At 66.8% G+C, this 26,956-nt stretch carries 28 protein-coding genes and 3 tRNA genes; 17 read left to right on the top strand and 14 right to left on the bottom strand.

The window, feature by feature from the left end; all coding sequences use genetic code 11:
• Positions 1–80: 80 nt before the first annotated feature.
• The 9 genes from rpoB to B161_RS0101385 all read right to left on the bottom strand — a co-directional run bounded on the left by rpoB (position 81) and on the right by B161_RS0101385 (position 8,387).
• Positions 81–4,178: a DNA-directed RNA polymerase subunit beta gene (gene rpoB / locus B161_RS0101425; RefSeq protein ID WP_018631565.1), complete on the bottom strand. Its 4,098-nt coding sequence runs from the start codon at positions 4,176–4,178 to the stop codon at positions 81–83.
• A gap of 281 nt (positions 4,179–4,459) precedes the next feature.
• Complete coding sequence (gene rplL / locus B161_RS0101420; protein ID WP_018631564.1) at positions 4,460–4,837, bottom strand: 50S ribosomal protein L7/L12; 378 nt, start codon at positions 4,835–4,837, stop codon at positions 4,460–4,462.
• A gap of 92 nt (positions 4,838–4,929) precedes the next feature.
• Positions 4,930–5,445, bottom strand: a complete 516-nt coding sequence (rplJ, locus tag B161_RS0101415; protein WP_018631563.1) for a 50S ribosomal protein L10 — start codon at positions 5,443–5,445, stop codon at positions 4,930–4,932.
• A 300-nt stretch (positions 5,446–5,745) separates the two neighbouring features.
• On the bottom strand, positions 5,746–6,450 hold the full coding sequence (rplA, locus tag B161_RS0101410) for a 50S ribosomal protein L1 (RefSeq protein ID WP_018631562.1): 705 nt from the start codon (positions 6,448–6,450) through the stop codon (positions 5,746–5,748).
• A gap of 2 nt (positions 6,451–6,452) precedes the next feature.
• Entirely contained in the window at positions 6,453–6,881 is a 429-nt protein-coding gene (rplK, locus tag B161_RS0101405) for a 50S ribosomal protein L11 (RefSeq protein WP_018631561.1), read from the bottom strand.
• A gap of 199 nt (positions 6,882–7,080) precedes the next feature.
• Complete coding sequence (gene nusG, locus B161_RS0101400; protein ID WP_018631560.1) at positions 7,081–7,614, bottom strand: transcription termination/antitermination protein NusG; 534 nt, start codon at positions 7,612–7,614, stop codon at positions 7,081–7,083.
• Between the two features lie 262 nt (positions 7,615–7,876).
• A complete protein-coding gene (gene secE / locus B161_RS0101395) occupies positions 7,877–8,074 on the bottom strand; it encodes a preprotein translocase subunit SecE (RefSeq protein ID WP_018631559.1) in 198 nt (65 codons plus the stop codon).
• A 90-nt stretch (positions 8,075–8,164) separates the two neighbouring features.
• Positions 8,165–8,240, bottom strand: a tRNA-Trp gene (locus B161_RS0101390).
• Positions 8,241–8,313: 73 nt separating this feature from the next.
• A tRNA-Gly gene (locus tag B161_RS0101385) sits at positions 8,314–8,387 on the bottom strand.
• Between the two features lie 229 nt (positions 8,388–8,616).
• On the opposite strand from B161_RS0101385, the gene B161_RS0101380 reads away from it, so the two are divergent.
• The 4 genes from B161_RS0101380 to B161_RS0101365 all read left to right on the top strand — a co-directional run bounded on the left by B161_RS0101380 (position 8,617) and on the right by B161_RS0101365 (position 12,551).
• Positions 8,617–9,267, top strand: a complete 651-nt coding sequence (locus B161_RS0101380) for a MarC family protein (RefSeq protein ID WP_018631558.1) — start codon at positions 8,617–8,619, stop codon at positions 9,265–9,267.
• A gap of 150 nt (positions 9,268–9,417) precedes the next feature.
• Positions 9,418–10,398: a tripartite tricarboxylate transporter substrate-binding protein gene (locus B161_RS0101375; protein ID WP_018631557.1), complete on the top strand. Its 981-nt coding sequence runs from the start codon at positions 9,418–9,420 to the stop codon at positions 10,396–10,398.
• Between the two features lie 79 nt (positions 10,399–10,477).
• A complete protein-coding gene (locus B161_RS0101370; RefSeq protein WP_018631556.1) occupies positions 10,478–11,041 on the top strand; it encodes a tripartite tricarboxylate transporter TctB family protein in 564 nt (187 codons plus the stop codon).
• Between the two features lie 4 nt (positions 11,042–11,045).
• Positions 11,046–12,551, top strand: coding sequence for a tripartite tricarboxylate transporter permease (locus tag B161_RS0101365; protein ID WP_018631555.1), 1,506 nt, complete (start codon positions 11,046–11,048; stop codon positions 12,549–12,551).
• A 127-nt stretch (positions 12,552–12,678) separates the two neighbouring features.
• Here B161_RS0101365 and B161_RS0101360 read toward each other — a convergent pair.
• Positions 12,679–12,754: transfer RNA gene (locus tag B161_RS0101360), tRNA-Glu, on the bottom strand.
• A 59-nt stretch (positions 12,755–12,813) separates the two neighbouring features.
• On the bottom strand, positions 12,814–13,179 hold the full coding sequence (locus B161_RS0101355) for a DUF6476 family protein (protein WP_018631554.1): 366 nt from the start codon (positions 13,177–13,179) through the stop codon (positions 12,814–12,816).
• Between B161_RS0101355 and B161_RS0101350 the strand changes: the two genes are divergently transcribed.
• The 13 genes from B161_RS0101350 to ilvN all read left to right on the top strand — a co-directional run bounded on the left by B161_RS0101350 (position 13,178) and on the right by ilvN (position 24,140).
• Positions 13,178–14,347, top strand: a complete 1,170-nt coding sequence (locus B161_RS0101350; protein WP_018631553.1) for an RluA family pseudouridine synthase — start codon at positions 13,178–13,180, stop codon at positions 14,345–14,347. The genes B161_RS0101355 and B161_RS0101350 overlap by 2 nt on opposite strands.
• Positions 14,348–14,468: 121 nt before the next feature.
• Positions 14,469–15,386 (top strand): RNA polymerase sigma factor RpoH, encoded by a 918-nt coding sequence (rpoH, locus tag B161_RS0101345; RefSeq protein WP_018631552.1) that lies wholly within the window; start codon positions 14,469–14,471, stop codon positions 15,384–15,386.
• 185 nt (positions 15,387–15,571) lie between these two features.
• On the top strand, positions 15,572–15,847 hold the full coding sequence (locus B161_RS0101340; RefSeq protein WP_018631551.1) for a hypothetical protein: 276 nt from the start codon (positions 15,572–15,574) through the stop codon (positions 15,845–15,847).
• A 72-nt stretch (positions 15,848–15,919) separates the two neighbouring features.
• Positions 15,920–16,420, top strand: a complete 501-nt coding sequence (locus tag B161_RS0101335; RefSeq protein WP_018631550.1) for a GNAT family N-acetyltransferase — start codon at positions 15,920–15,922, stop codon at positions 16,418–16,420.
• A gap of 167 nt (positions 16,421–16,587) precedes the next feature.
• Entirely contained in the window at positions 16,588–17,358 is a 771-nt protein-coding gene (gene purC, locus B161_RS0101330) for a phosphoribosylaminoimidazolesuccinocarboxamide synthase (RefSeq protein ID WP_018631549.1), read from the top strand.
• A 179-nt stretch (positions 17,359–17,537) separates the two neighbouring features.
• Positions 17,538–17,780 carry a phosphoribosylformylglycinamidine synthase subunit PurS gene (gene purS, locus B161_RS0101325; RefSeq protein ID WP_018631548.1) on the top strand — a complete coding sequence of 81 codons (243 nt, stop codon included), beginning with the start codon at positions 17,538–17,540 and terminating at the stop codon, positions 17,778–17,780.
• A gap of 83 nt (positions 17,781–17,863) precedes the next feature.
• Positions 17,864–18,529: a phosphoribosylformylglycinamidine synthase subunit PurQ gene (purQ, locus tag B161_RS0101320; RefSeq protein ID WP_018631547.1), complete on the top strand. Its 666-nt coding sequence runs from the start codon at positions 17,864–17,866 to the stop codon at positions 18,527–18,529.
• On the top strand, positions 18,526–19,068 hold the full coding sequence (locus tag B161_RS0101315; RefSeq protein ID WP_018631546.1) for a hypothetical protein: 543 nt from the start codon (positions 18,526–18,528) through the stop codon (positions 19,066–19,068). The genes purQ and B161_RS0101315 overlap by 4 nt, the downstream gene beginning before the upstream one ends.
• A gap of 187 nt (positions 19,069–19,255) precedes the next feature.
• On the top strand, positions 19,256–19,627 hold the full coding sequence (locus B161_RS0101310; protein ID WP_018631545.1) for a hypothetical protein: 372 nt from the start codon (positions 19,256–19,258) through the stop codon (positions 19,625–19,627).
• 147 nt (positions 19,628–19,774) lie between these two features.
• The gene (locus tag B161_RS0101305; protein ID WP_018631544.1) at positions 19,775–20,512 is read left to right on the top strand and encodes a hypothetical protein; all 738 of its coding nucleotides are present in this window, start codon (positions 19,775–19,777) and stop codon (positions 20,510–20,512) included.
• Positions 20,513–20,587: 75 nt separating this feature from the next.
• Positions 20,588–21,538, top strand: coding sequence for a tRNA (adenosine(37)-N6)-dimethylallyltransferase MiaA (gene miaA, locus B161_RS0101300; protein WP_018631543.1), 951 nt, complete (start codon positions 20,588–20,590; stop codon positions 21,536–21,538).
• A 300-nt stretch (positions 21,539–21,838) separates the two neighbouring features.
• Positions 21,839–23,593, top strand: a complete 1,755-nt coding sequence (locus B161_RS0101295; RefSeq protein WP_018631542.1) for an acetolactate synthase 3 large subunit — start codon at positions 21,839–21,841, stop codon at positions 23,591–23,593.
• Positions 23,594–23,618: 25 nt separating this feature from the next.
• The gene (ilvN, locus tag B161_RS0101290; RefSeq protein WP_018631541.1) at positions 23,619–24,140 is read left to right on the top strand and encodes an acetolactate synthase small subunit; all 522 of its coding nucleotides are present in this window, start codon (positions 23,619–23,621) and stop codon (positions 24,138–24,140) included.
• Positions 24,141–24,215: 75 nt separating this feature from the next.
• Here the strand turns inward: ilvN and add are convergent, their stop codons facing one another.
• The 3 genes from add to B161_RS0101275 form a co-directional block, all read right to left on the bottom strand.
• Entirely contained in the window at positions 24,216–25,187 is a 972-nt protein-coding gene (gene add / locus B161_RS0101285; RefSeq protein WP_018631540.1) for an adenosine deaminase, read from the bottom strand.
• 129 nt (positions 25,188–25,316) lie between these two features.
• Positions 25,317–26,234, bottom strand: a complete 918-nt coding sequence (locus B161_RS0101280) for a DMT family transporter (protein WP_018631539.1) — start codon at positions 26,232–26,234, stop codon at positions 25,317–25,319.
• Between the two features lie 99 nt (positions 26,235–26,333).
• Positions 26,334–26,927 (bottom strand): GNAT family N-acetyltransferase, encoded by a 594-nt coding sequence (locus tag B161_RS0101275; RefSeq protein WP_018631538.1) that lies wholly within the window; start codon positions 26,925–26,927, stop codon positions 26,334–26,336.
• Between the last annotated feature and the right edge of the window lie 29 nt (positions 26,928–26,956).

Raw genomic sequence — 26,956 nt, 5'->3', positions numbered from 1 at the left:
GAGAGGCGGGGCGCGTTATGGCGGCGGTCTGAGGCTCCGCGCCCCTGCTCAGGGCGCGGAGGATGGGACGGCGGAAGGGCTCAGCGCTCTTCGTCGTCCAGCAATTCGACGTTCAGACCCAGAGACCGGATCTCCTTGACGAGCACGTTGAAGCTCTCGGGAATGCCGGCCTCGAAGTTGTCTTCGCCCTTGACGATGGATTCGTAGACCTTGGTGCGTCCGGCCACGTCGTCCGACTTGACCGTCAGCATCTCCTGCAGCGTGTAGGCGGCGCCGTAGGCTTCGAGCGCCCAGACCTCCATCTCGCCGAAGCGCTGGCCGCCGAACTGGGCCTTGCCGCCCAGCGGCTGCTGGGTCACGAGGCTGTAGGGGCCGGTGCTGCGGGCGTGGATCTTGTCGTCCACCAGATGGTGCAGCTTCAGAAGATACTTATAGCCCACCGTCACCTTGCGGGCGAAGGGCTCGCCGGTGCGGCCGTCGTGCAGACGGACCTGACCCGAGGAATCGAAGCCCGCCAACGCGAGATGCTTGTCGATGTCGGCCTCCTTGGCGCCGTCGAAGACGGGCGTCGCGAAGGGCACGCCGCGACGGACGTTCCCCGCCGCCTCGACCAGCTCCTCGTCCGAGAGCCCTTCGAGGGTCTCGGCGTAAGAGGCGTCGCCATAGGCGCGCTTCATGGCGTCGCGGACCTTCGCGGCGTCGCCGGAGCGCTCGAAGCCGTCGAGCGCCTCGCCGATGCTGCGGCCCAGACCGGCGGCGGCCCAACCCAGATGGGTTTCGAGGATCTGTCCGACGTTCATGCGCGAAGGCACGCCCAGCGGGTTCAGCACGAGATCGACCGGCGTGCCGTCCTCAAGGAAAGGCATGTCCTCCTCAGGCACCACCCGCGAGACCACGCCCTTATTGCCGTGACGTCCGGCCATCTTGTCGCCGGGCTGGAGCTTGCGCTTCACCGCCACGAAGACCTTGACCGACTTCATCACGCCCGGAGGCAGGTCGTCGCCCCGGCGCACCTTCTCGACCTTATCGTCGAAGCGGCGGCGCAGGGTCTTCTTGAGGGCGTCATACTGCTCGCGCAGAGCCTCGACCTCGCGGGCCTGCTCCTCGGTCGGCGGGACGATCTGCCACCAAAGGTTCTTCTGGAGCGAATCCAGAGCCTCGTCGGTGACGTCCACGCCCGCCTTGAAGCCCTTGGGCCCCTTCACCGCGCGCTGGCCGACCAGAAGCTGGCGCAGACGCGCCGAGATGTTGCGCTCCAGAATGCCGAGCTCGTCGTCATGGTCGCGCTGGAGGCTTTCGATCTCCTCGCGCTCGATCTGACGCGACCGCTCGTCCTTCTCGACGCCGTGGCGGTTGAAGACGCGCACCTCGACCACCGTGCCGTAGCCGCCCGGAGGCATGCGCAGCGAGGTGTCGCGGACGTCCGAAGCCTTTTCGCCGAAGATGGCGCGCAGGAGCTTTTCCTCCGGCGTCATCGGGCTTTCGCCCTTGGGCGTGATCTTGCCGACGAGAATGTCGCCCGGCTGGACCTCGGCGCCGATGTAGACGATGCCCGCCTCGTCCAGATTGCGCAGCGATTCCTCGCCGACGTTCGGGATGTCGCGGGTGATCTCCTCCGGCCCGAGCTTGGTGTCGCGGGCCGAGACTTCATATTCCTCGATGTGGATCGAGGTGAAGACGTCGTCCTTGGCGATGCGCTCGGAGATGAGGATGGAGTCCTCGAAGTTATAGCCGTTCCAGGGCATGAAGGCGACGAGCACGTTCTTGCCCAAAGCCAGCTCGCCCAGATCCGTGCTGGGGCCGTCGGCGATGACGTCGCCCGTGCGCACCCGGTCGCCCACCTTCACCAGCGGACGCTGGTTGATGCAGGTGTTCTGATTCGAGCGCTGGAACTTGCGCAGACGATAGATGTCCACGCCCGGCTCGCCCGGACGCAGGCCGTCGGTCACGCGGATGACCACGCGGGTCGCGTCCACCTGATCGATCACGCCGCCGCGCCGCGCCGCGATGGCCGCGCCGGAATCCCGCGCCACCACCGATTCCATGCCCGTGCCGACGAAAGGCGCCTCGGCCTTGACCAGAGGCACCGCCTGACGCTGCATGTTCGAGCCCATGAGGGCGCGGTTGGCGTCGTCGTTCTCCAAGAAGGGAATCAGGGCCGCGGCCACCGAAACCAGCTGCTTGGGCGAGACGTCCACCAAGGTGACCTGCTCGCGCGGAGCCACGACGAAATCGCCGCCCTGACGCGCCGAGACGAGATCGGTGGCGAAGCGGCCCTCTTCGTCGAGATCGGCGCCGGCCTGAGCCACGGTGTGCTTCATCTCCTCCATGGCGGAGAGATAAACCACCTCGTCGCTGACCTTGCCGTCGATGACCTTGCGGTAAGGCGTTTCGATGAAGCCGTATTTATTCACGCGGGCGAAGGTCGCCAGCGAGTTGATCAGGCCGATGTTCGGGCCTTCCGGCGTCTCGATGGGGCAGATGCGGCCGTAATGGGTCGGGTGGACGTCGCGGACCTCGAAGCCCGCGCGCTCGCGCGTCAGACCGCCGGGGCCAAGCGCCGAAAGGCGGCGCTTATGCGTCACCTCCGAGAGCGGGTTGGTCTGGTCCATGAACTGCGAGAGCTGCGAGGAGCCGAAGAACTCGCGCACGGCGGCGGCGGCCGGTTTGGCGTTGATCAGATCCTGCGGCATGATCGTGTCGATGTCGACGGCGGACATGCGCTCTTTGATCGCGCGCTCCATGCGGAGCAGGCCGAGGCGATATTGATTCTCCATCAGCTCGCCGACCGAACGCACGCGGCGATTGCCGAGGTTGTCGATGTCGTCGATCTCGCCATGGCCGTCGCGCAGGCCCACGAGCATCTTCAGCACGGCCAGAATATCGGCCTTGCGGAGGGTGCGCAGGGTGTCCGGGGCGTCGAGGTCGAGGCGGATGTTCATCTTCACGCGGCCGACCGCCGAAAGGTCGTAGCGCTCCAGATCGAAGAAGAGGCTGTTGAACAAAGCCTCGGCGCCGTCGAGCGTCGGGGGCTCGCCGGGGCGCATGACGCGGTAGATGTCCATCAGCGCCTGCTCGCGGGTGGCGTTCTTATCGACCGCCATGGTCGCGCGCATATAGCCGCCGATCTCGACATGGTCGATGTCGAGGGTCGGGATGACGTCCATGCCGAGGCCGAGCAGCTTGTCGATCAGCTTCTCGTCGATCTCGTCGCCGGCTTCGGCGTGGATCAGGCCGGTGCCCTCGTCGACGAGATCCACGGCGATGTAACGGCCCAGAATGGCCTCGAAGGGCGCGAGGATCTCCTTGACGCCGCCTTCGGCCAGCTTCTTGAGCTTGCGCGGGGTGAGCTTCTGGCCCGCCTCGGCGACGACTTCGCCCGAATCCGCGTCCACGAGGTCGTAGATCGGCTTCGCGCCCTTCAGACGATCCGGATTGAAGGGAGTCGCCCAGCTGTCGCCGCGACGCGTGTAAGGCGCCTGACCGTAGAAGGTGGACATGATCTCCTCCTGATCCATGCCGAGGGCATAGAGCAGGGTCGTCGCCGGAAGCTTGCGCTTGCGGTCGATGCGGACGTAGACGATGTCCTTGGCGTCGAATTCGAAGTCGAGCCAGGAGCCGCGATAGGGGATCACGCGCGACGAGAACAGCAGCTTGCCCGAGGAATGGGTCTTGCCGCGGTCATGGTCGAAGAAGACGCCCGGCGAACGGTGCATCTGGCTGACGATCACGCGCTCCGAGCCGTTCACCACGAAGGTGCCGTTCTCGGTCATGAGGGGCATGTCGCCCATATAGACGTCCTGCTCCTTGATGTCCTTCACGGAGCGGGCGCCGGTGTCCTCGTTGACGTCGAAGACGATCAGGCGCAGAGTCACCTTCAGCGGCGCGGCGTAGGTCAGATCGCGCTGCTGGCATTCCTCGACGTCGAATTTCGGAGTCTCGAGCTCGTAACGCACGAATTCGAGCAGGGCGGTCTCGTTGAAGTCGCGAATCGGGAAGACGCCCTGAAAAGCGCCCTGAATCCCGACTCCGTCGCGCGGCGAACCGTCGTCGCCGCTGTTCAGGAACTGGTCGTACGAGCTTTTCTGCACTTCGATCAGATTCGGCATCTTCGCGGCTTCGCGGACTCCGCCGAAAACCTTGCGGATGCGTTTGCGGCCGAACTGGGTCTGCGCCATGCTGGTCCTCGCCTGCTCTTGCGGCCGCGCCCCGGGGCCCGGCGCCGCCGCGTGACGCCGGAGCCGCGCCCAAACGCGCCGCCCCGGCCTGTCGATTCGTCGCGCCGCGCTTCGCCCAAAAGCGCGGCCGGGAGTGAATGCGCCGCGTCTGAGCGCGGCTGAAAAGGAACTAACGAATATCTCCGCCCCGAACTTCGAGACGGCGGAGGGCCGGCCCCGCCGCAAGGCGGAGCCAGCCCGGATTCAAAATCGCATCGCCGCGCTCAAGGCGCCGCGTCCGATTACTTCAGCTCGACCTTGGCGCCGGCCTCTTCGAGCTGCTTCTTCCACTTCTCGGCGTCGGCCTTCGGCGCGTCGGCCTTCACCTCGGAGGGGGCGCCCTCGACGAGATCCTTGGCCTCCTTGAGGCCGAGGCCGGTGATGGCGCGGACTTCCTTGATCACGTTGATCTTCTTGTCGCCGGCGTCGACGAGGACGACGGTGAACTCGGTCTTCTCCTCGACGGGAGCGGCGGCGGCGGCGGCCGGACCCGCGGCGGCGACGGCCACCGGAGCGGCGGCGGAGACGCCCCACTTCTCTTCAAGGAGCTTCGAGAGCTCGGCGGCCTCGAGGACGGTCAGGGCCGAGAGGTCTTCCACGAGCTGGGTGAGGTTAGCCATTTAGAGCATTCCTGTTCTGGTTCAAGATCTGAACGCGGCGCAAGCGCGCAAAAGGCGTGGCCGCGCGTCTTTTAAAGGGTCGCCGGACGCCGTCAGGCGGCGTCCTTCTCCGAATAAGCGGCGAAAACCCGGGCCAACTGGCCGGCGGGCGCCTGAACGACGCGCGCCACCTTGGAGGCCGGAGCCTGCAGCAGGCCGATGAGGCCGCCGCGCAGCTGGTCGAGCGAGGGCAGTTCGGCGAGAGCCTTCACGCCGTCGGCGTTCAGAACCGTCGCGCCCATCGCGCCGCCGAGCACCACCAGCTTGTCGTTCTTCTTCGAGAAATCGACGACCACCTTGGCGGCGGCGACGGGATCCTCGGAGAAGGCGAGCAGCGTCTGGCCCTTGAGGTATTCGGCCGCGCCTGCGCCCGGCTTGCCCTCGAAGGCGCGACGCGCCAGAGTGTTCTTCGCCACTTTCGCGCGCGCGCCGACGTTTCGCATCTGCGCGCGCAATTCGGACATCTGGGCGACCGTCAAGCCGACATAGTGGGAGATCACCACCACGCCGGACTCAGAAAAGGCGCGATCGAGTTCTTCGATCTCGGCTTGTTTCTGAGCTCTGTCCATTGTCGGTCTCCTGACCTGAGGCGGACCGCCGAAACGGCCCGCCGGTTTGGACGAGAGGCGCGGGGAGAATCCGCCGCGCCCGGTTCGGCCCTCTTGCGGCTTCACGCCGGAGGGGGCCGCTCCTGTCCGCAGGCCCCGAGACCGCGACCCGCCCGAAGGCGGTCTTGAATCCGGAACCCCGTCTCAACGGGAGATTAAGCCTCGGCGGAGAACCGCTTGGGCGCCCGTGGTCTTGGACAGGCGGAGGGCCGAGGCCCTCCGAGACCGCGCCGCCCGAAGGAGGCGCGGAATTTCAATCTCTTACGAAGCCGCAGCCGTCGAGAAGGCGGAGCTCTCCACCGAGACGCCGGGTCCCATGGTGGAGGAGAGCGAGACCTTCTTGACGTAGGTGCCCTTGGCGCCGGCCGGCTTGGCGCGGTTCAGCGCGTCGACGAAGGCGCGGGCGTTCTCGGCGAGCGCCTCGGCGGAGAAGCTGGCCTTGCCGATGCCGGCGTGGATCACGCCCGCCTTCTCGACGCGGAACTGCACCTGACCGCCCTTGGCGTCGCCGACGGCGGTCGCCACGTCCATGGTCACGGTGCCGACCTTCGGGTTCGGCATCAGGCCGCGGGGGCCCAGCACCTTGCCGAGACGGCCCACGAGGCCCATCATGTCCGGCGTGGCGATCACGCGGTCGAAATCCATCTTGCCGCCTTGGATCTGCTCAAGCAGATCCTCGGCGCCGACGATCTCGGCTCCGGCTTTGGTCGCTTCGTCGGCCTTGGCGCCGCGGGCGAAGACCGCCACGCGGACGCTCTTGCCGGTGCCGTTCGGCAGCTTCACCACGCCGCGGACCATCTGGTCGGCGTGACGGGGGTCGACGCCCAGATTCACGGCGATCTCGACGGTCTCGTCGAATTTCGCGGTGGCGTTGGCCTTCACGAGATTCAGCGCGGCGTCGAGCGGCAGATTGCGCTTGTCGGCGAAATTGGCGCGCGCGGCGCGGATGCGTTTTCCAGCGGCCATGGTCAGCCCTCCACCCGCAGGCCCATGGAGCGGGCCGAGCCTTCGATGATCTTCATGGCGGCTTCGAGGTCCACCGCGTTCAGGTCCTTGAGCTTCGCTTCGGCGATCTCGCGGATCTTGGCCTGAGTGACCACGCCGGCCGGCTCGCGGCCGGGCTTCTTCGAAGCCGACTGGATGCCCGCCGCCTTCTTCAGATACCAGGTGGTCGGCGCCGTCTTGATCTCGAAGCTGAAGGACTTGTCCTGATAATAGGTGATGATGGTCGGCAGGGGCGTGCCCGGCTCCTGACCCTGAGTCCGCGCGTTGAACTCTTTGGTGAAGCCGATGATGTTCAGGCCGCGCTGACCCAGCGCCGGACCGATCGGCGGCGACGGGGTCGCTTTGCCGGCCGGCACGTTCAGCTTGATCTGGCCGATGACTTTTTTCGCCATGTCTCTCTCCGTCCTGAGCCCCCGGCCGGCGAAGCCGAAGGCGGGCGCGGTGCGGCCCGACGGCCTCCCGCGAAACCTGAAGCCCGAACCCCTCCCCGCTCCGCTCCGGAGCGCCCGAGGCCCAGACTGAATTCTTCTAAAGCGCGTCCCCCCGCGATGCGGCCGCCGCCGCCTCCCGGAGGGGCTCCCGACGATCCCGTCAGGAGGCCTTCTGCACCTGCGCGTATTCCAGTTCGACCGGGGTGGCGCGTCCGAAGATCGACACGGCCACCTTGAGCCGCGAAGAGATCTCGTCCACCTCCTCCACCACGCCGGTGAAGGATTCGAAGGGGCCGTCCACCACGCGCACCGTCTCGCCCACTTCGTAGACGATGGTGGTGCGGGGACGCTCGGCGGGGGTCTCGACCTGCGCGATCAGGCGCTCGATCTCGCTTTCCGAAACCGGGGTCGGCTTGCCCTGAGGGCCGAGGAAGCCCGCGACGCGGGGGGTGTTCTTCACGAGATGGTAAGTCTCGTCGTTCATGTCCATCTTGACGATCACGTAGCCGGGGAAGAACTTCCGCTCGGCGTTGATCTTCTGGCCGCGCCGGATTTCGATCACGTCCTCGGTCGGCACGAGGATCTCCTCGAAAGACTCCTCCAGCCCCAATTGGCGAGCGGTCTCGCGAATCGATTCGGCCACCTTCTTTTCGAAGTTGGAGTAGGCGTGGACGATGTACCAGCGTTTCGCCATCGCGGGGGCAGGCCTCGGAAGCTGGGCGCCGCGAGGCGCCGTCTGCGAATCGGAGAAAAACGACGATCCCGCCGCCGGATGAAGGCGACGGGGAATGCGGGCCTTTTATCGGCCCTTCTCCGCGAAGGCAAGAGCCGTCAGGGGAAAAATCGACGCAGAGCCGAAGACCGGGGCGCCGAAGCCCCGCAGAGCCCCGAAAGCCCGGCCCGCCGGAATTCGACGGAGGCGGCTCAGCCGCCGACGCTCAGGATGGAGAGGCGGCTCAGCCGCCGATGCTCAGGATGGAGCGGATGAACAAGCCCACGATCTGATCGACCAGCACGAAGAAGATCGCCGCCAGAACGGCCATGACGATCACCGAGATGGTGGCCGTGATCGTCTCGCGGCGCGTGGGCCAAGTGACCTTGGCGGCCTCGGCGCGCACCTGATTGATGAACTGAACGGGGGAGGTTCTGGCCATGGGCTGTCCGAATCATGCTGCGGAGGGCGCCCCCTCCTTCGGCCGGGAGACGACCCGACCCCTATCGGGCCTCAAAGCCCATACGCGCGGTGGCAGGGGCAGCAGGGCTCGAACCCGCGACCTACGGTTTTGGAGACCGTCGCTCTACCAGCTGAGCTATACCCCTCCGGCGCGTGGCGTTTAGATAGCGGCTTGGAGGCCGCCGCGCAAGCTTCCCCTCATGGTTCTTGAGGAGGGTTTGGAGCGGGTGAAGGGAATCGAACCCTCGTATTCAGCTTGGAAGGCTGCTGCTCTACCATTGAGCTACACCCGCGCCGCTCGCGAAGCGGGGTTTTAGCGAATCTCTCCCCTCGCCGCAAGAGGCCCCGCGAGAGAAAGCCGAAGCCCCCCACGCCGAACCTCCTCGCCGAACGCCCCCATGAATCTGGGAGGGGGCGGGCCGGAGGAATTGCATTCCCCTTTCCGGCAAGGGAGAAAGAGAGGGATCCCCCGGCTCCGCCCATCCTGCGGTCGCCCATCCTCAGACGCCCGGAGCCGCGCCCATGCTGGAAGCTTTCCTGCCCACCCTCGTCACGCTGCTGGTGCTGGTCGATCCCATCGCCATCGTGCCGATCTTCATCGCGCTGACTCCCGGCATGGATTCCGTCCAGCGGCGGCGCATCGCCATCCGGGCGGTGATCACGGCCACGGCGATTCTGGTGGTCTTCGCTCTGGCGGGCGCCGAGATCCTCAAGCTCTTCGGAATCGGGCTCCCCGCCTTCCGGGTCTCGGGCGGGCTGATGCTGATGCTCATCGCCATCGAGATGCTCTTTGAAAAACGCAGTCAGAGACGCTCCAACGCCGCCATGCACGCCCATGAATCGGATCATCCGCAGGAAAGCGACCCCTCGATCTTTCCTCTGGCCCTGCCGCTTCTGGCCGGTCCCGGCGCCATCGCCACGGTGATTCTGCTCATGAACCGCTCCGGCGAGGATTGGGGCGCGCGGGCCGTGGTGCTGGCCGCTCTGGCGACGGCCATGGCGCTGACCATGGTCTTTCTGCTGCTCTCCAGCTCTCTGGCGCGGCACATCAGCCCGACGGCGGTGAATCTGCTGACCCGCATCCTCGGCGTGATTCTCGGAGCCCTGGCGGTGCAGTTCATGCTCGACGGCCTGGCCGAATTCGGAGTCTTCACGCGCGCCGCCGCCTCTTGAAGCCGCCCTGAACCTCCTCCGGAATTCCGGCCTTGTTCAGTCGACCATTGCGTCAAGAGCGCGGATAAGCTTTTCTAGAAGACAACGCAGGGCGGCGCGGCGTTTCGCGGCCGCTCCGACGCAAAAACCAGAGTTTCGGGAGGAATCTTCGTGCGCTTCTCCATCTTCGCCCAGAGCGGGGCCGTCGCGCTCGCCTTGGCTCTTTCGACGGGCGCGGCTTCGGCTCAGCAATATCCGACCCGCCAGATCACCATGATCGTGCCCTTCTCGGCGGGCGGCCCCACCGACACCGTGGCGCGCCTCGTCGCCGAATCCATGACCAAGGATCTCGGCCAGACGATCATCGTCGAGAACGTCGGCGGCGCGGGCGGCACTTTGGGCGCGGCGCGTCTGGCGGCCTCGGCGCCGGACGGCTACACGCTGCTGCTCCACCACATCGGCATGGCCACCAGCGACACGCTTTACCGCAAGCTGCCCTATAAGACTCTGGAGGCCTTCGACTACGTCGGGCTCGTGACCGACGTGCCCATGACCATCGTGGCGCGCAAGGACTTCCCGCCGGGCGACCTCCCCGGCCTGATCTCCTACCTCAAGGAGAACGCCGACGACGTCAACATGGCCAACGCCGGTCTGGGCGCGGCCTCGCATCTTTGCGGCATGATGCTGCTCAGCGCGCTGGAGACCCCGATCCAGACCATCCCCTATAAGGGCACCGGCCCGGCCATGACCGACCTCATCGGCGGACAGGTCGACTTCATGTGCGACCAGACCACCAACACCACCACCCAGATCAACGGCGGCACCATCAAAGCCTACGCCGCGACCTCGCCGGAGCGGCTGGCGATCTTCCCGGATCTGCCGACCATGAACGAAGTCATTCCCGGCTTTCAGGCGGGCATCTGGCACGGGATCTACACCCCCGCCGGAACGCCCGACGAGGTCAACCGCCGCCTGTCGGCCTCGCTGCAGAAGGCGCTGACCGATCCGAACGTCGTGACGCGCTTCGCGGAGCTGGGCACCGCGCCCTCCACCGCCGAGGAGGCCACGCCTGAGGCGCTCAAGGCCAAGCTGGAGGCCGAAGTGGCGCTTTGGCGGCCGATCATCGAGGCGGCGGGCCAATACGCCGACTGACCGCAGCGAGGATCTTCGCCCGGCGCCTCCTCGGAGCGCCGGGCTTTCGCTTTTCTGACGAGGGGGAGCCTCCGCGCGCATGAAATCCTTGAAATTCGACCTGACGGACCTTCTGGCGGGACTGATGTTCATCGTCTTCGGGCTGATCTTCGGCCTGACCTCCTGGTTCGATCTCGACATGGGCACGGCGCGCCGCATGGGGCCGGGCTATTTTCCATTGCTGCTTTCGGGCGTGCTGATTCTGCTCGGGCTGCTCATCGTCGCCGTCTCGACCCGCCATGAAGGCGAGCCCATCGGCGCCGTGGCCTGGCGCGGCATGGCGCTGATTCTGCTGGCGCCGGTGGTCTTCGGCGTGACGGTGCGGGGGCTCGGCTTCGGGCCCTCGGTGTTTCTCTGCGCTCTGATCGCCAGCTTCGCCTCGGTGAAGATGAAGCCGGTCAAGGCGCTGATCCTCGCGCTGTGCGTGGCGCTCTTCTCCATGGCGGCCTTCAGCTATGGCCTGGGCTTGCCCTATCCGCGCATCGGGCCCTGGATTCCGGAGCCCATCGCGAATTTGGTTCCGAATCTTTCTCCGGCCATCGCTTGGGTCAAGGGCCTCTTCGCTTCGGCGCCGCCCCCTCCCCCGCCCGCGACGGGAGGCTGAGCCCATGAACATCTTCGATAATCTGATTCTCGGCTTCCAGACGGCGGCCACGCCGGAGAATCTGCTGTTTTGTCTGGCGGGCGTGCTGCTCGGCACCTTGGTCGGCGTTCTGCCCGGCCTCGGCGTGACGGCCACCATCGCCATGCTGCTGCCTCTGACCTTCCAGCTCGGCCCGACTTCGGCGCTGATCATGCTGGCGGGCATTTACTACGGCGCGCAATACGGCGGCTCGACCACGGCGATTCTGATCAATCTGCCCGGCGAATCCTCTTCGGCGGTCACGGCCATCGACGGCTATCAGATGGCCCGCAAAGGCCGCGCCGGAACGGCTTTGGCGGTGGCGGCGCTCGGCAGCTTCTTCGCGGGCTGCGTCTCGACGCTGCTGGTGGCGATCTTCGCGCCGCCTCTGACCACGGTGGCGCTGAAATTCGGCCCGGCGGAATATTTCTCGCTGATGCTGCTGGGTCTGGTGGCCTCCATCGCTCTGGCGCACGGCTCGATCCTCAAGGCTCTGGCCATGGTGGTTCTGGGGCTTCTGCTGGGTCTGGTGGGAACCGACGTCTTCACGGGCAGCGAGCGCTTCATCTTCGGAGTCCGCGAATTCGCCGACGGCCTGAGCTTCGTGGCTCTGGCGGTGGGCGTCTTCGGCGTGGCGGAGATTCTGCGCAATCTCGAAGACGAGAAGACGCGCACGGTGCTGCAGACCAAGGTCTCGAATCTCTGGCCGAGCAAAGAGGACTTCCGCCGCATGGCCGGTCCGGTGCTGCGCGGCACGGGCATCGGCTCGCTTCTGGGCATTCTGCCGGGCGGCGGCGCGATTCTCGCCAGCTTCGCGGCCTATACGGTCGAGAAGCGGATCTCGAAGCATCCGGAGGAGTTCGGCAAGGGCGCCATCGAAGGCGTGGCGGGCCCCGAATCGGCCAATAACGCGGGCGCTCAGACGAGCTTCATTCCGCTGCTGACCCTCGGCATTCCGGCCAATCCCGTGATGGCGCTGATGGTCGGCGCGATGATCATCCAGGGCATCACGCCCGGACCGGGCGTGGCGGCGGAGAAGCCGGACCTCTTCTGGGGTCTGATCGCCTCGATGTGGATCGGCAATCTTCTGCTTCTGCTGCTCAATCTGCCTTTGATCGGGCTTTGGGTGAAGATGCTGACGGTGCCTTACTACATCCTCTTCCCGATCATCATGGCCTTCTGCTCGGTGGGCGTCTACAGCGTCAACGGCAACGCCTTCGACCTTTATTCGATCTGCGCCTTCGGTCTGGTCGGCTACCTCATGCTGAAGCTGAAATGCGAGCCCGCGCCTTTGCTGCTCGGCTTCGTGCTCGGGCCGATGATGGAGGAGAATCTCCGCCGCGCCATGCTGATCTCGCGCGGAGACCCCACGACCTTCCTCACGCGCCCCATCAGCGCGGGCTTGCTGATCGCGACGGTTCTGGTGCTGCTCGTGGTGCTGCTGCCCTCGATCCGCAAACGCCGCGAAGAGGTCTTTCAGGAAGAGGATTGATTCTCCTGCGGAAGGCGGCCACAGGGGCGGCGGAGCGATCCGCCGCCTTTTTCATGGGCGCCGCTTCGCCTGAAGGCGGGAAAAACGAAAAGCCCCTCCTTGCGGAGAGGCTTTTTCGTGACGCGCGTGGCGTCCCCAAGGGGACTCGAACCCCTGTTCCCAACGTGAGAGGCTGGTGTCCTAGGCCACTAGACGATGGGGACGCGGCGCGGGACCGCCCTTGCAGGCGTGGGAGGCTTCTTAACGGTCTTGCGACAGGCGGTCAATGGGCATTTTTCGGCGGCTCGACGAGAATCTCGCCGCCCGGCGGAATCTCCAGCACCACGAGGCGCCGCGCGCCCTCCGGACCCTCCACCGCCACGAGGGCCCGCGCGCCGCCCGAACCTTGCTCGAAGCCCACCGCCTCGATGCGCTCGCCCGCCGCCAAACGCAGCCCCGGCGCCGCCGCGACCTCGGCGGAGGAGCCGCCGAAGCTCGCCAGCTTCGAGACCAGCGCCAGCGTGATCGCCATGGTGGCGACGATCAGCGTCATGAGCAGCAGGCTCACCAGCCGCCGCAGAAGGCGAAATTGCGGGGCTTCAGGATATTCCTCGACTTCGGAGAGGTTTTCGGCTTCCGTCTCGCGCATGAACTCCGACCTTGAAGAAGATCCGGGCGAAGATGAGGGCGCGACGCCCTCCCAGCCGATCCCGAACGCGCCCGCGCCCTTGATCGTGACCCTGCCGCCCGGAGCCGAAGGGCTGCGGGCCGACCGCGCTTTGGCCGAAGCCCTCGCGCAGGCGGCGCCGGATCTGGCGCTCAGCCGCTCGCGGCTTCAGGCTCTGGCGGCGCAAGGCGCCGTGGAGCGGCTCGATCCGGCCGGGTCCGCCGGATCGGGCGCGAAGCTAACGGAGCTTTCCCGCAAGGTCAAAGCCGGCGAGGTCTGGCGGGTCTCGCCCCCCGCCCCCGTCCCGGCCCGCCCTCAGCCCGAGGCCATTCCGCTGGAGATCCTTTATGAGGACGCCCAGATCGTGGTGGTGAACAAGCCCGTGGGCATGGCGGTCCATCCGGCGCCGGGCACGCCGAGCGGCACTTTGGTCAACGCCCTGCTCCATCATTGCGGCGCGAGCCTCTCGGGAATCGGCGGCGAGATCCGCCCCGGAATCGTCCATCGCATCGATAAGGACACCAGCGGCGTCCTCGTGGTCGCCAAGACCGACGCCGCCCATCAGGCCCTCGCGGCCCGATTCGCCGCCCATGATCTGGAGCGCGTCTATGAGGCGGTCTGCTGGGGCTCGCCCTCCAGCGCCAGCGGCCGAATCCGCGGGCTCGACGGCGTGAGCTTCGAGACGGGCGACGTGCTGCGGCTGGAGACCCTCCTCGGCCGCCATCCGGCCGACCGCAAGCGCATGGCGGTGGTCAAACCCGAATCGAGCGGCGCGGCGCGGCGGGCCGTCACGCGGGTCCGGGTTCAGGAGCGCTTCGCGCTCGGAGAGGAAGAGGGGGATCTCGCCTTCGCCTCCCTCCTGCGCTGCAAGCTGGAGACCGGGCGCACCCATCAGATCCGCGTCCATATGGCTTATCTGGGCCATCCGCTGATCGGCGATCCGGTTTATGGCCGCGCCCGCCCGATTCCCGAAGGCGCGCCCGAATCTCTGCGCGCCTCCATCGCCGGACTGGAGGGCCAAGCCCTTCACGCCGGGCGGCTGAGTTTCCCGCATCCGGAAAACGGGGCTATGCTGACCTTTTGCGCTCCGCCCCCGCCCGCCTTCGCCCGCCTGCTGGAGGATTTGCGCGGATTCATGAAGAAATCTTAAGGCGCTCATGGAGAAATCTTAAGGCTCCGGTCACAGTCTTGACCAGATTCTTTCTATGATGCCGATGGTGGGGGCGCGAGGTTTCCAAATCGCGCCAAGGGTTAGAAATAGGAGCGACTCCATGAGCTATGGCAATCTGCCGGCCCTGTCCTCGGACAGCGGCTTGAGCCGCTACCTGAGCGAAATCCGGAAATTCCCAATGCTCCAGCCTGAGGAGGAATATCTCCTCGCCAAAGCTTGGGCCGACCGCGAAGATCGCGAGGCGGCGCATAAAATGGTGACGTCGCATCTGCGCCTCGCGGCGAAGATCGCGATGGGCTATCGCGGCTACGGCCTGCCGGTCTCCGAAGTGATCTCGGAGGCCAACGTGGGCCTGATGCAGGCGGTGAAGCGCTTCGATCCGGAGCGCGGCTTCCGTCTGGCCACCTACGCCATGTGGTGGATTCGGGCCGCCATTCAAGAATACATCCTCAGATCCTGGTCGCTGGTGAAAATGGGCACCACCGCCGCGCAGAAGAAGCTGTTCTTCAATCTGCGCCGCGCCAAATCCCAGATCAACGCGCTGGAGGACGGGGATCTGCATCCCGACGCCGTCGCGCAGATCGCCACCAAGCTCAACGTGCCCGCCGACGAGGTGGTGGCCATGAACCGCCGCCTTCAGGGCGGCGGCGACCAGTCGCTGAACGCGCCGGTGAAATCCGACGGCGACGCGACCTCCGAATGGCAGGATTGGCTCGCCGACGAGAACGCCGACCAAGCCGGAGACTACGCCGAGCGCGAGGAGATGGACGCCCGCCGCGAGATCCTCGCGGAGGCCATGGGCGGCCTCACCGAACGCGAGCAGCGCATCCTCACCGAGCGCCGCCTGCAGGACGATCCGGCCACGCTGGAGCAGCTCGCCGAGGTCTACGGCGTCTCGCGCGAGCGCATCCGCCAGATCGAGGTGCGGGCCTTCGAGAAGCTCCAGCAGCGTATGAAGGAGCTGGCGGTCGACAAGGGCCTTCTGCGGGCCGAGCCCGAGCTTGAGCCCGTCGCCTGACGCGACTCCGGCGCCGCCCCGAGGCAAGGGCGGCGCCCCGGTTTTCGACCCTCTTTCGTCCAAACCTCAAAAAAGCGCGAACTCCGCGCTTTTTTTCGTCCGACCCCGCCGGACGGAGAGGTTTCCTTCGTAAATCCGGAGCATACTGACCGCCAAGGATCACCCCGACATTCCCGGAGACCGCCATGAATCCCATCAGCAGGGCGCTTGCGGCCGCATCGCTTATGATTTTCGTGATCGCCCAGACGGGCGCTCAATTCGGTTATGCTTTGTTTCCCTCCTCTCCGGAATTCCTTCAGCGTTTCGACGCGGCCATGGATTGGCTCTTCGTCTCGCGGATCGGACTTTGGCCGACGCTGATCCTGCTCTCGCTGGCGACTCCGGTTCTGGCGATTCTGGCTTGGCGCAGCGGATTGCGGGCCGAAGCCGAGTCTCCCAAGGGGATGCAGGAGGAGTTTTGATCCTCGACTCCGCAGGGAATCCGCGCTGATCTCCGGCTTCGTCCCCTTCCGGGGGCGAAGAGGAGGTTCGCCATGTTCGTTCGACGCCTGACGCCCGAGGATCTCGAAGCCTATCAAGCCTTGCGGCTGCGCGCCCTGCGCGAGGAGCCTGCGCATTTCGGCGCAAGCTTCGAGGAGGAAAGCGCCCGCCCGCCTGAATTCTGGCGGGCGCGGCTGGAGCCTGCGGGAGATCTGGCGCTCTTCGGCGGCTTCGCGGAGGATCGTATGGTCGGTCTGAGCGGGATCTGGCGGGAATCCAGCCCCAGACGCCGCCATCTCGCGGCGCTCGTCCATGTCTATCTGACGCCTGACCAGCGCGGGCGGGGTCTCGCCTCAGGACTGGTCGAGGCCGCGCTCGACCACGCCCGGAGCCTTCCGGGCCTGCGCGCCGTCCATCTCGACGTCATGACGCAGAACGCCGCCGCCCGCGCGCTTTACGCCCGGCTCGGCTTCGCGGAGATCGGCCTAATGCCGGAGGCCCACGCCGTGGAGGGGCGGTTTTACGACGACGTCCTGATGCGCCTCGCGCTCTGAAGACGCCCCCTGAAACCTCGCCGGTCTCCCTGCGCGCCTCCGCCGCGCTTGCGGGACGCCGCCGCTCCCCATATACAGCGCGAAAGGCGAGCCGTCGGAATCTCCGGCGGCTCCCTCCCTTCTTTGCGGCTCCCGCATGCGGTCGAGCCGCCCTCACGGAGGCTTCCATGAGCCGTCGGCGTCTCGTTTACGAAGGCAAGGCCAAGAATCTCTACGAAGGGCCGGAGCCGGGAACGCTGGTCCAATATTTCAAGGATGACGCGACAGCCTTCAACAAGCAGAAGCACGCCATCGTCGACGGCAAGGGCGTTCTGAACAACCGCATCTCCGAATTCCTGATGACGCAGCTCAACGCCATCGGCATACGGACGCATTTCATCCGCCGCATCAACATGCGCGAGCAGCTCATCCGGGCCGTGGAGATCATCCCGCTGGAAGTGGTGGTGCGCAACGTCGCGGCGGGCAGCCTCGTCAAGAAGCTCGGCCTGACCCAAGGCGAGGCCCTGCCGCGCCCCATCGTCGAATTCTATTACAAAGACGACAAGCTCGGCGACCCGATGGTCAGCGAAGAGCATATCGCCGCCTTCAACTGGGCGGGCCAGCAGGACATGGACGACATGATCTCCATGGCTCTGCGGGTGAACGACTTCCTGAGCGGCCTGTTCATGGGCGTCGGGCTGAAGCTCGTCGATTTCAAAATCGAGTTCGGCCATATCTGGGACGGCGACACGCAGGTCGTGCTGCTCGCCGACGAGATCAGCCCCGACTCCATGCGGCTCTGGGACGTCAAGAGCGGGCGCAAGCTCGATAAGGACGTCTTCCGCGAGAATCTCGGCGATCTGGTCGAGGCCTACGCCGAAGTGGCGCGGCGGCTCGGCGTGATGCCCGAAAACGTCTCGGCCGGCGACGACGAAGGCGGGCCCAAGCTCGTTCATTGAAGCGAACTTGCGAACCGGCGCCGCTTAAGAGCGGAAGGGGCGAAGCGCTCCGCCGGTTCGACGCCCGAAAGGGCCAAGCCCGCGGCCTCGCGCCGCAAAGACGAGCCCGCCGCCCAGCGCGGCAAGGAAGATCCCCCCGCCGCGCTCCGCGGCAAGGAAGATCCTGAGGAGACCTGACCATGAAAGCGCGCGTGCATGTGAGTCTGAAGCCGGGCGTTCTCGATCCGCAGGGCGCGGCGGTGGCCCATGCGCTCGGAACCCTCGGCTTCGAGGGCGTGAAGGGCGTGCGTCAGGGCAAGGTGCTGGATCTGGATCTCGACGAGACCGACCCCGAGGCCGCCCGCGCCCAGGTGGACGCCATGTGCCGTCAGCTTCTGGCGAATACGGTCGTCGAGACCTGGCGCGTCGAGATCCTGAACTGACTTCGGGCTGATCCGGGAGAGGGGCGGAGCGGCCCCTCTCCCGCACCCCCCATCCGCATCCCCCCAACGGAGGCGAGCGCAGCATGAAAAGCGCGGTTCTGGTCTTCCCCGGCTCCAATTGCGACCGCGACATGGCCGTCGCTCTGGAGCGCGTTTCGGGGCGCAAACCCAAGATGGTCTGGCATAAGGAGGCGGAGCTGCCTCTGGGCGTGGATCTGGCGGTGGTTCCGGGCGGCTTCTCCTTCGGCGACTACCTGCGCAGCGGCGCCATCGCGGCGCGCTCTCCGGCCATGCGGGCGGTGGCGGATTTCGCCGCGCGGGGCGGGATGGTGCTCGGCGTCTGCAACGGCTTTCAGGTGCTGACCGAAGCCGGATTGCTCCCCGGCGCCCTGATGCGCAACGCCGGTCTGGATTTCCTCTGCAAGCCCGTGGAGCTGATCGTCGAGGAGACGCAAAGCCCCTTCGGGCGCGGCTATGAGGCGGGCGCGCGGATTCGTCTGCCCATCGCCCATCATGACGGCCGCTACGTCGCCGAAGCCGAGACCCTCGACCGACTGGAGGGCGAAAGCCGCGTCGCCTTCCGCTACGCCGAGGAGGTCAACGGCTCCGAGCGCCGCATCGCCGGAATCCTCTCGGAGAACCGCCGCGTGCTGGGCATGATGCCCCATCCCGAGCGCGCCATCGAGGCGATCCTCGGCGGCGTGGACGGCCTGCCCATGTTCGAGACCCTGACGCAGGAAGCCGCATGACCCGCGCCCTTAAGCCCGTCCTCGTCGTTCTGGCGGCTCTGACGGCGGCGGGCTGCGCCTCGACGCGCCCGCCCTCCGCAAGCGTGGATTCCCGTCTGCGACCGCCGCCCGCCGCCGCGCCCGTCGTTTCGGTCAAGGCGACGCCGCTGGACCAGCTCGGCGCCGAGGCCAAATTGGCGGTCTTTCCGAATCTGAGCCTTCAGGAGGTCGGCGGAGCCGTCTCGCTGCATGCGGCGCGCTGCTGGCGCGGGCCGGGCGCGCCTTTCGCGGATCTGGAGATCGCCGACGAGGGGATTCGCGCCCGCGACCTCTCCGGCGCCGAGGTTCTGCGCCTGCGCTACGCCTCCATCAGCCCGACGCTGAACGCCGTGGCCTTCACCGGCTCCGCCTTCACCGAGGATCTGGAGATCGAGGCCGCCGACGCCGTGCGCGGCCGCTCGCTCTGCGCGGGCGAGATCCCGGCCCCGAACCTGAATCCGGCGGCGCCCGTGGCGAGGCTCCTTCCCGCCCGGGGCGCGGCTCCGACGACGGCGGGTTGAGTCCTCGCGATTTTTTCGCCTCGTCTCCGCTCCGTCGCCTTTTCCTCGATATTCGACGCAGGAACTCGCCTGATTGGCGGCGCTTCTTCGGCGCGCACGTCTTTTTTACGGATTGCGTTTCTCATTCCCATAGAGAATCCTCAGTCTTCTGCGTGACCCGTCCTGCTTGAATTGAAGGAGAAGCCTCATGAAACGCGTCGGAGCCCTTGTCGCCGTCCTCACAGCGAGTCTGACCCTGCCCGCCGCCGCGGAAGGCTGGGTGGTGATGGATCTGGGCGAGACCGCCACGCGCGAAATCTGCATGAGCCGCGCCGAGAGCGTCCTGAACGGCTATCTCGGCTCCTTCGGCGGCCATAGCGTCGAAAAAGACAGCTGGACCGCCTATGGCTACGACCTCAAGCCCGGCGACAACGACGTGCTCATCATGTGCCCGGTGGTCAACGGCGGCGTCTATAACGCCTTCCTCAGCGTCTACGGAGCCTTCGAAGACTCGAAGGAGGATTTCACCGACACCGTCGCCGAGCGGCTCAAGGAGCAGTGGGACAACGCCCCGCGCTAAACTCCGCCCGCGCCCTGAGGAGGCCGCGAGGCTGACCTCAAGAACGGGCGCCCGAGCGAGAGGCGGGCTTGCGGCCCGCCCTCGCCATGGGCATGATCCTCCGAGAGAATCCCGGCGCCTCCGCCGGGTCGGGAGGAGGAAAAGCCCATGACACGCATCTGCGCCGCTCTGGCGATGACCTGCGCGACCGCTCTCGCAGGGCCCGCCCTCGCAGAGGGCTGGGTGGTGACGGATCTGGGCGAGGTCGAAAGCCGGGATCTCTGCATGGACCGCGCCGACCGCGTGCTGAACGCCTATCTCGAAGCCAATGGCGGCCACAGCGTCGAATCCGACAGCTGGACCAAATACGGCTATGATCTTGAGCCCGGCGACAACGACGTGCTCATCATGTGCCCCGTCGTCAACGGCGGCGTCTACAACGCCTTCCTCGTGGTCTACGGCGCCTTCGTGGAGACCACGGACGACCACACCGATCAGGTGACCGCCGAGCTTCAGCATCTCTGGGACGCCGAAACCGAGCCCGCCCCTCAAGGATCGCGCTCCGTAGCCGGGGCCATGGCGGATCTGGACCGCGCCCTCAGCGCGCTGACGGAGGCTCAGGCCGCCGTCACGGCCGCGCAGGAGGCTCTGCGGGCCGCCGCCGCGGGCGAAGAGGAAGGCGAGGAGGTCATCGACCTCGACGCCCCGACCGGCGAGGAAGAGGAATGGATCGACCTCGACGAGCTTCTCGGGCCGCTGAAGCAGGAGCTGCGCGAGGGCGTCGCGCCCGCCGCTTCGGAGGAGGATGAGCCCGCCGAAGAGGTCGCCCCCGCTCTTGAGGAGGAGGCCGCGCCGGTCGAGGAGGCCCCCGACTTGGAGGATATTTCGCCGGTCGATCCGCGCTAAGATCGCCGAATCGCCGGAAGCGCCGCCTCCGCCGGAGCGCGGCGCTTTCGATTCCAGCTCCCGGATCCCGCCCCCATGCCCGCCGCCACGACGAATTCCCTCGCCGAAGCCTTCCGCAAAGCCCCGCCGATTCTCATCGGCGGCCCGACCGCCTCGGGGAAATCGGCGCTGGCCTTGGCCGTGGCGGAACGAGACGGCGGGGCTTCGATCAACGCCGATTCCATGCAGGTCTACGCCGATTGGCGGCTGCTCTCGGCGCGGCCTTCGGAGGCCGAGGCCGCCCGCGTCCCGCATCTGCTTTACGGCCATCGCGACGCCGCCCTGCCCTATAGCGTCGGCGACTGGCTGCGCGAGGCGAAGGAGGCTCTGGAGCTCTGCGCGGCGAAGGGCTGGCGTCCGGTCTTCGTGGGCGGCACGGGGCTTTACTTCGAGGCCCTGACCAAGGGCCTCGCGGAGATTCCGCCGATTCCGCCCGAACTCCGCGCCGAGACCGCCGAGCGCATCGCCCGCGAGGGAGCCGCCGGACTCCTCGCCGAACTGGACGCCGAGACTCTGGAGGTTCTGGACCGCGCCAATCCCCGCCGCGTGCAAAGAGCCTGGGAGGTGCTGAAAGGCACCGGCCGGGGCCTCGCGCACTGGGCGCGGGAGACTCCGCCGCCGCTTCTCCCCTTGACGGCCTGCGTCGCGGTCGCGCTGACGCCGGACCGCGATTGGCTCCTGCCGCGCATCGAGATCCGATTCGACCAGATGCTGGCGGAAGGCGCCCTTGAGGAGGCCCGCAAGGTTCTCGCGCGCGGCCTGCCGCCGCAGATCCCCGGACTTCAGGCTCATGGGGCGCCGGAATTGACCGCCTATCTGCAAGGCCGCATGAGCTTCGAGGCGGCCCGCGAGAAGGCGATCGTCAACACCCGCCGCTACGCCAAACGCCAGGATACGTGGTTTCGCAACCGCGCCCGCGACTGGTTAAAGCTTTCCGAGCAAGATTATTGCGCGGATGACGCTGTTTCCCGCTATTTTCCTCCATGACTCGCGATTCGCGTCTTGACGCGCTCCCGGAGCCTGATTAATTTGCCCGCCATTCCCGCGCGAAGTTCCCGGAGGAGCCTCCGGCGCAGGCGGGGTTCAGGGAGTCGAGCCGATGTCCATGCGCGGCGTTCTTATCGTTACGGGGCGCGCCTGAGCGCGGCGGGATGATCCGTCGGCGCAGGGCGCGCTATTCGGGGGGCCTTCGAGGCCCCTTTTTCATTTCCGAATCGCCGCGCTCCGTCCCCCGGAGCCCCAGACGGCGAGACGGCGGCGATGTCGAGGAAGTTTGAGGAAATCATCATGTCGCAGACCATGACCGGCGCGGAGATCGTGCTGAAAGCCCTGAAGGATCAGGGAGTCGAGGTGATCTTCGGCTATCCGGGCGGCGCGGTTCTGCCGATCTACGACGAAATCTTCAAGCAAAACGCCATCCAGCACGTCCTCGTCCGCCATGAGCAGGGCGCGGCGCACGCCGCCGAGGGCTATGCGCGCTCCACGGGCAAGCCGGGCGTGCTGCTGGTGACCTCCGGCCCCGGCGCCACCAACGCCGTGACGGGCCTGCAGGACGCCCTGATGGATTCGATCCCGATCATCTGCATTTCGGGTCAGGTGGGCAGCTTCCTCATCGGCACCGACGCCTTTCAGGAAGCCGACACGGTGGGCATCACCCGCCCCTGCACCAAGCATAACTGGCTGGTGAAGGACGCGAACGACCTCGCCAAGGCCATGCATCAGGCTTTTCAGGTGGCGACCACGGGGCGTCCCGGCCCGGTGCTGGTGGACATCCCCAAGAACGTGCAGATGTCGCCGGGCGTCTATGTCCCGGCCCGCGAATCCCGGCGCAAGAGCTATAATCCCCAGACGCGCGGCGATCTCTCCGACATTAAAAAAGCCGTGGAGCTGATCGAGCGCGCCGAGCGGCCGATCTTCTACACCGGCGGCGGCGTGATCAACTCCGGCCCCAACGCCACGCGGCTGCTGCGCGAATTCGCCCGGGCCACGGGCTTTCCCGTCACCTCGACTTTGATGGGTCTGGGCGCCTATCCGGCTTCGGACAAGCAATGGCTCGGGATGCTGGGCATGCACGGCTCTTACGAGGCCAATCTCGCGATGCACGGCTGCGACGTGATGATCAACATCGGCGCCCGCTTCGACGACCGCATCACCGGACGCCTCGACGCCTTTTCGCCGGGCTCCAAGAAGATCCACATCGACATCGATCCCTCCTCGATCAACAAGACCGTGCGCGCGGACGTCGGGATCGTCGGGGATTGCGCCGTGGCGCTGGAGGACATGCTTCGCATCTGGAAATCCGGCGGCTCGAAAAGCCAGAAGAACGCGGTCAAGGACTGGTGGCGTCAGATCGAGAGCTGGCGCGCCGTCGACTGCTTCCGCTACGCCCCGAGCGAAACCACCATCAAGCCGCAATATGCGCTCCAGCGCCTGCAGGCCGCCATCGAGAAGAAGGATTTCTACATCACCACCGAAGTCGGCCAGCATCAGATGTGGGCGGCGCAGTTCCTGAAATTCGAGGAGCCCAACCGCTGGATGACCTCGGGCGGGCTCGGAACCATGGGCTACGGCGTTCCGGCGGCCGTCGGCGTGCAGATGGCGCATCCGAAGTCTCTGGTGATCGACGTGGCGGGCGAGGCCAGCTTCCTGATGACCATGCAGGAGATGAGCACGGCGGTGCAATATCGCCTGCCGATCAAGATCTTCATCCTGAACAACGAGCGCCTCGGCATGGTGCGCCAATGGCAGCAGCTGCTCCATGGCGAGCGCTATTCCTCCAGCTATTCCGAGGCCCTGCCCGATTTCGTCAAGCTGGCCGAGGCCTTCGGCTGCAAGGGCGTCCGCGCCGAGAAGCCCGAGGAGCTGGACGGCGCCATCGCCGAGATGCTCGCCTATGACGGCCCGGTCATCTTCGACTGCCTCGTGGAGAGACATGAGAACTGCTTCCCCATGATTCCCTCGGGCAAGGCGCATAACGAGATGCTGCTGGGCGAAGCCGACACCGAAGGCGCCATCGACGCCGCCGGCGCGATGTTGGTTTGACTGGGCTGGCGTAAGGAGCCGAAACATGAGCGTGATGCAGAAGCCGGAGACCATCGAGCGCCACACCATGGCGGTTCTGGTCGATAATGAATCGGGCGTTCTGGCCCGGATCATCGGGCTGTTTTCGGGGCGCGGCTACAATATCGAGAGCCTGACCGTCGCCGAGGTGGACCATAACGAACATCTCTCGCGGATCACCATCGTCACCACGGGCTCGCCCATGGTGATCGAGCAGATCAAGGCGCTGCTCTCGAAGATCGTGCCGGTGCATAAGGTCGTGGACATCACCGTGGCCGGGCCCTCGGTCGAGCGCGAACTGGCGCTGATCAAGGTGCGCTCGACGGGCGAGAAGCGCGTCGAGGCCCTGCGGCTCAACGAGGCTTTCCGCGGCCGGATCATGGACACCACGCTGGAGAGCTTCGTGTTCGAACTCACCGGAGATCCCGGCAAGATCGACGCCTTCGTCGAGCTGATGCGGCCCCTCGGGCTGGTGGACGTGGCCCGCACGGGCGTGGCGGCCATCGCCCGCGGCCCCGAAGGCATGTGAGCCTTTCCCGCCAAGACTGCGGCGAGGCCCGTCTCTTTCCCGGAGGCGGGCCTTGTCGATTCAGGCTTTGTCGCTTCAGGCCGCCTCGGCCAGAGCCGCCAGATGGGCCTCGCGCTCCTCTTCGGTGAGGAAGGCCGCTTCGAAGCTGGTGCGCGCGAGCTTGAGGATCTCGGATTTCGAGAGCGCCAGCTCCTCGGCGAGCAGCGCGTAATTGGCGTTGAGGTCGCCGAACCAGGCGGGATCTCCGCTGGCGAGGGTCACGCTGACGCCCGCCCCGGTCAGCGTCCGCAGCGGATGGGCGCTCGCCGAATCCAGCAGCCCCAGAGCCAGATTCGCCGAAGGACGCAACACCAAAGTCTCCCGCCGCTCGACGATCTCGCGCATGAGCGCCGGGAATTCGGCGGCGGCGTCGCCATGGTCGATGCGGTCCACGTCGAGATCCACCGCCGCCTGACGCACATATTCGGGCGGGCCGTCCTGTCCGGCGTCGCAGGTGAGCTTGAGGCCCATCTCGCGGGCGCGGGCGAAGAGCCGGGCGAATTTCTGCGGCGGCTGTCCGAACTCCGGCCCCGTCAGCGCCACCCCGATGAAATCGGCGAGGAACGGCTCAGCGGCGGTCAGAATCTCGAAACCCTCCTCCTCGGAGAACTCGCGCCGGAAGGCGAGCAGCAGCCGGGTCGTCTGGCCGCGCGCGCGGGCCTCGCGGAAGGCCGCCGCGATCCCTTCGAGCATGGCCGCGAAGGCCACGCCGCGCGGCAGATGGAGCTGCGGCGTCAGCGCCATCTCCACATGGCGCACGCGGCCCTCGAAAGCGCGCTCCAGAGCGGCGGCGGCGGCGGCGTGGAAATCCTCGGCCGTGATCAGCCCGACGAGACGCGCCTGCATGCGGGCGGCGAAATCCGCGACTCTGCCGATGGAGGAGCCCGTTTCGATCTCCGGCGCGAGGCCATGGCGCTCGGCCAGCGCGACGGCGAGCTCAGGCTCCACCGCGCCTTCAAGGCGCAAGCGGAGATCCGCCTTAGGCAGGCGGGCGGCGTAGGCGCTCACGCGCGGCCCTCCGGGGTTCGCTCTTTCAGACCCGCCCGCTCCATCAGCCCGCCTTTCGCAGCCTCGACCGGACCCGAAGCTAGCACCCGGCCCCAAACCCGACAAGCCGCGCCTGACCTCGGCGCCAAATCATCCGCCCACGTTGAGGAGAATCAGCGCCGTCCCCGCCACGCCGACCCCCGCGCCGACCCAAGCCCCGAAAGGCGGCGGCTTTTTGAAGAAGATCCAGAGCAGCGGCAGAATCAGAATGGTCGAGAGGGTCGAGAGCACCGAGACCCATCCGGCCTCGCCATGAGCCAGAGCCTCCAGAAAGAAGGTCATGCCGAGGCACATGGCGATCAGCGAGACGAGCAGAACCCGCGCGAAGATCTTCGGCGTCAGCGGATTGCGCAGAGCCGTGAATTTCGGCCAGATCAGAAAAGCCGCCAGATGGCAGACCGCCGCCGCCGCCATGCGCAAAGTCGAGCCCGCGACGGGATCGGCGCCCGCGTCCATGGCGGGCTTGACGATGGCCGCCCCCACCGCCTGCCCCAAAGCCGAGAGCAGCCCCAGGGCCACGCCGAGGCTCACGGCGCCGGCGTTCGCCTCCCAGGCATGGGCGTTGTCGCGGCTCTTGCCGTAGAAGGTGGCGAGCATCACGCCGCCCGTCACAAGGGCGATTCCCGCCCAGACCGGAGCCGTCAGCCGCTCGCCGAGGAAGATTCCGGCGAGGGCGGCGGTCATGGCGGCGTGAGTCGAAAAGAGCAGCCCCGAGCGGCGCGGCCCGAGAATCGCCATGCTCGCGAAGAGCAGCGTGTCGCCGATGAAGACGCCGATCAGCCCCGAGAGCGTCAGATCGCGGATCTGCCAGCCCTGCATCTGGCTCCAGCCGCCCGTCCAGAGCGACATCAGCGCGAGAATCGCCAAGGCGCAATAAGTGCGGACCCGCGAGAAGCCGATCCCGCCCAGATAAGAATTGGCGCCCGCCGCCAGCAGCGGAGAGACGGACCAGCAGAAAGCCGCCGCCAGAGCGAAAAAGGCGGCCAGATGGGCCGGGTCGGAAAACATGGTCCGAACTCGATGACAAGGCCCGCGAAAGGCCGCGATGGGGAGGGAGGTCGTGGAGGAGAAGCGGCGCGCCCCGTGAGGCCGGATTTAGCCGGAGCTTCAGGCCGGGGCTTCAGGAGGCGCCTCGGCTGGATTTTCGGGGGTCCATTTGCGGACCATGCCCGAGATCTCCGCCATGGCGCCGGGCTTCAGCTCCTTCGCCAGCAGCCGCGCGGGATTCACCGGCGGCGGATAGGAGATGTTCAGCGCGACCTCGCGCGTGAAGCCGAATTTCCGGTAATAAGGCTCGTCGCCCACGAGGATCACGCGGGTCCATCCCGCCTCCCTCGCCATGCGCAGGCTGCGCAGAATCAGCATGGCCCCGAGCCCCTCGCCCTGGCGCGTCGGATGGGTGGCCACCGGCCCGAGCAGCAGCGCCGGAGACCCCGCCTCGCCCACCCGCACCGGCCAATAACGGATGCAGGAGACGAGGCTCCGCTGTTCGTCGCGGGCCACGAGGCAGAATTCGCGCAGAGGCTCCACGTCGTCGCGCAGACGATAGGAGGACAAGGCCGTGCGGCCCGGCGCGAAACAGGTGTCGAGCAGATACTCCACCTCGGCGAGATCCTCGGGGGTCTCGCGGCGGATGTCGAGCAAAGGCGCTTCGGAAGGCGCGGAGGAGGCGGGAAGCGAGGCGGCGGCGGAGGCGTTCATGGGCGGGCTCCCAGAGCGACGAATGGTGC

It is taken from the genome of Neomegalonema perideroedes DSM 15528 (assembly GCF_000374145.1).
Taxonomy (GTDB): Bacteria; Pseudomonadota; Alphaproteobacteria; order Rhodobacterales; family Rhodobacteraceae; genus Neomegalonema; species Neomegalonema perideroedes.
Note: the sequence above shows the minus strand (reverse complement) of the source record. Positions and strands in the feature narration are given on the sequence as shown.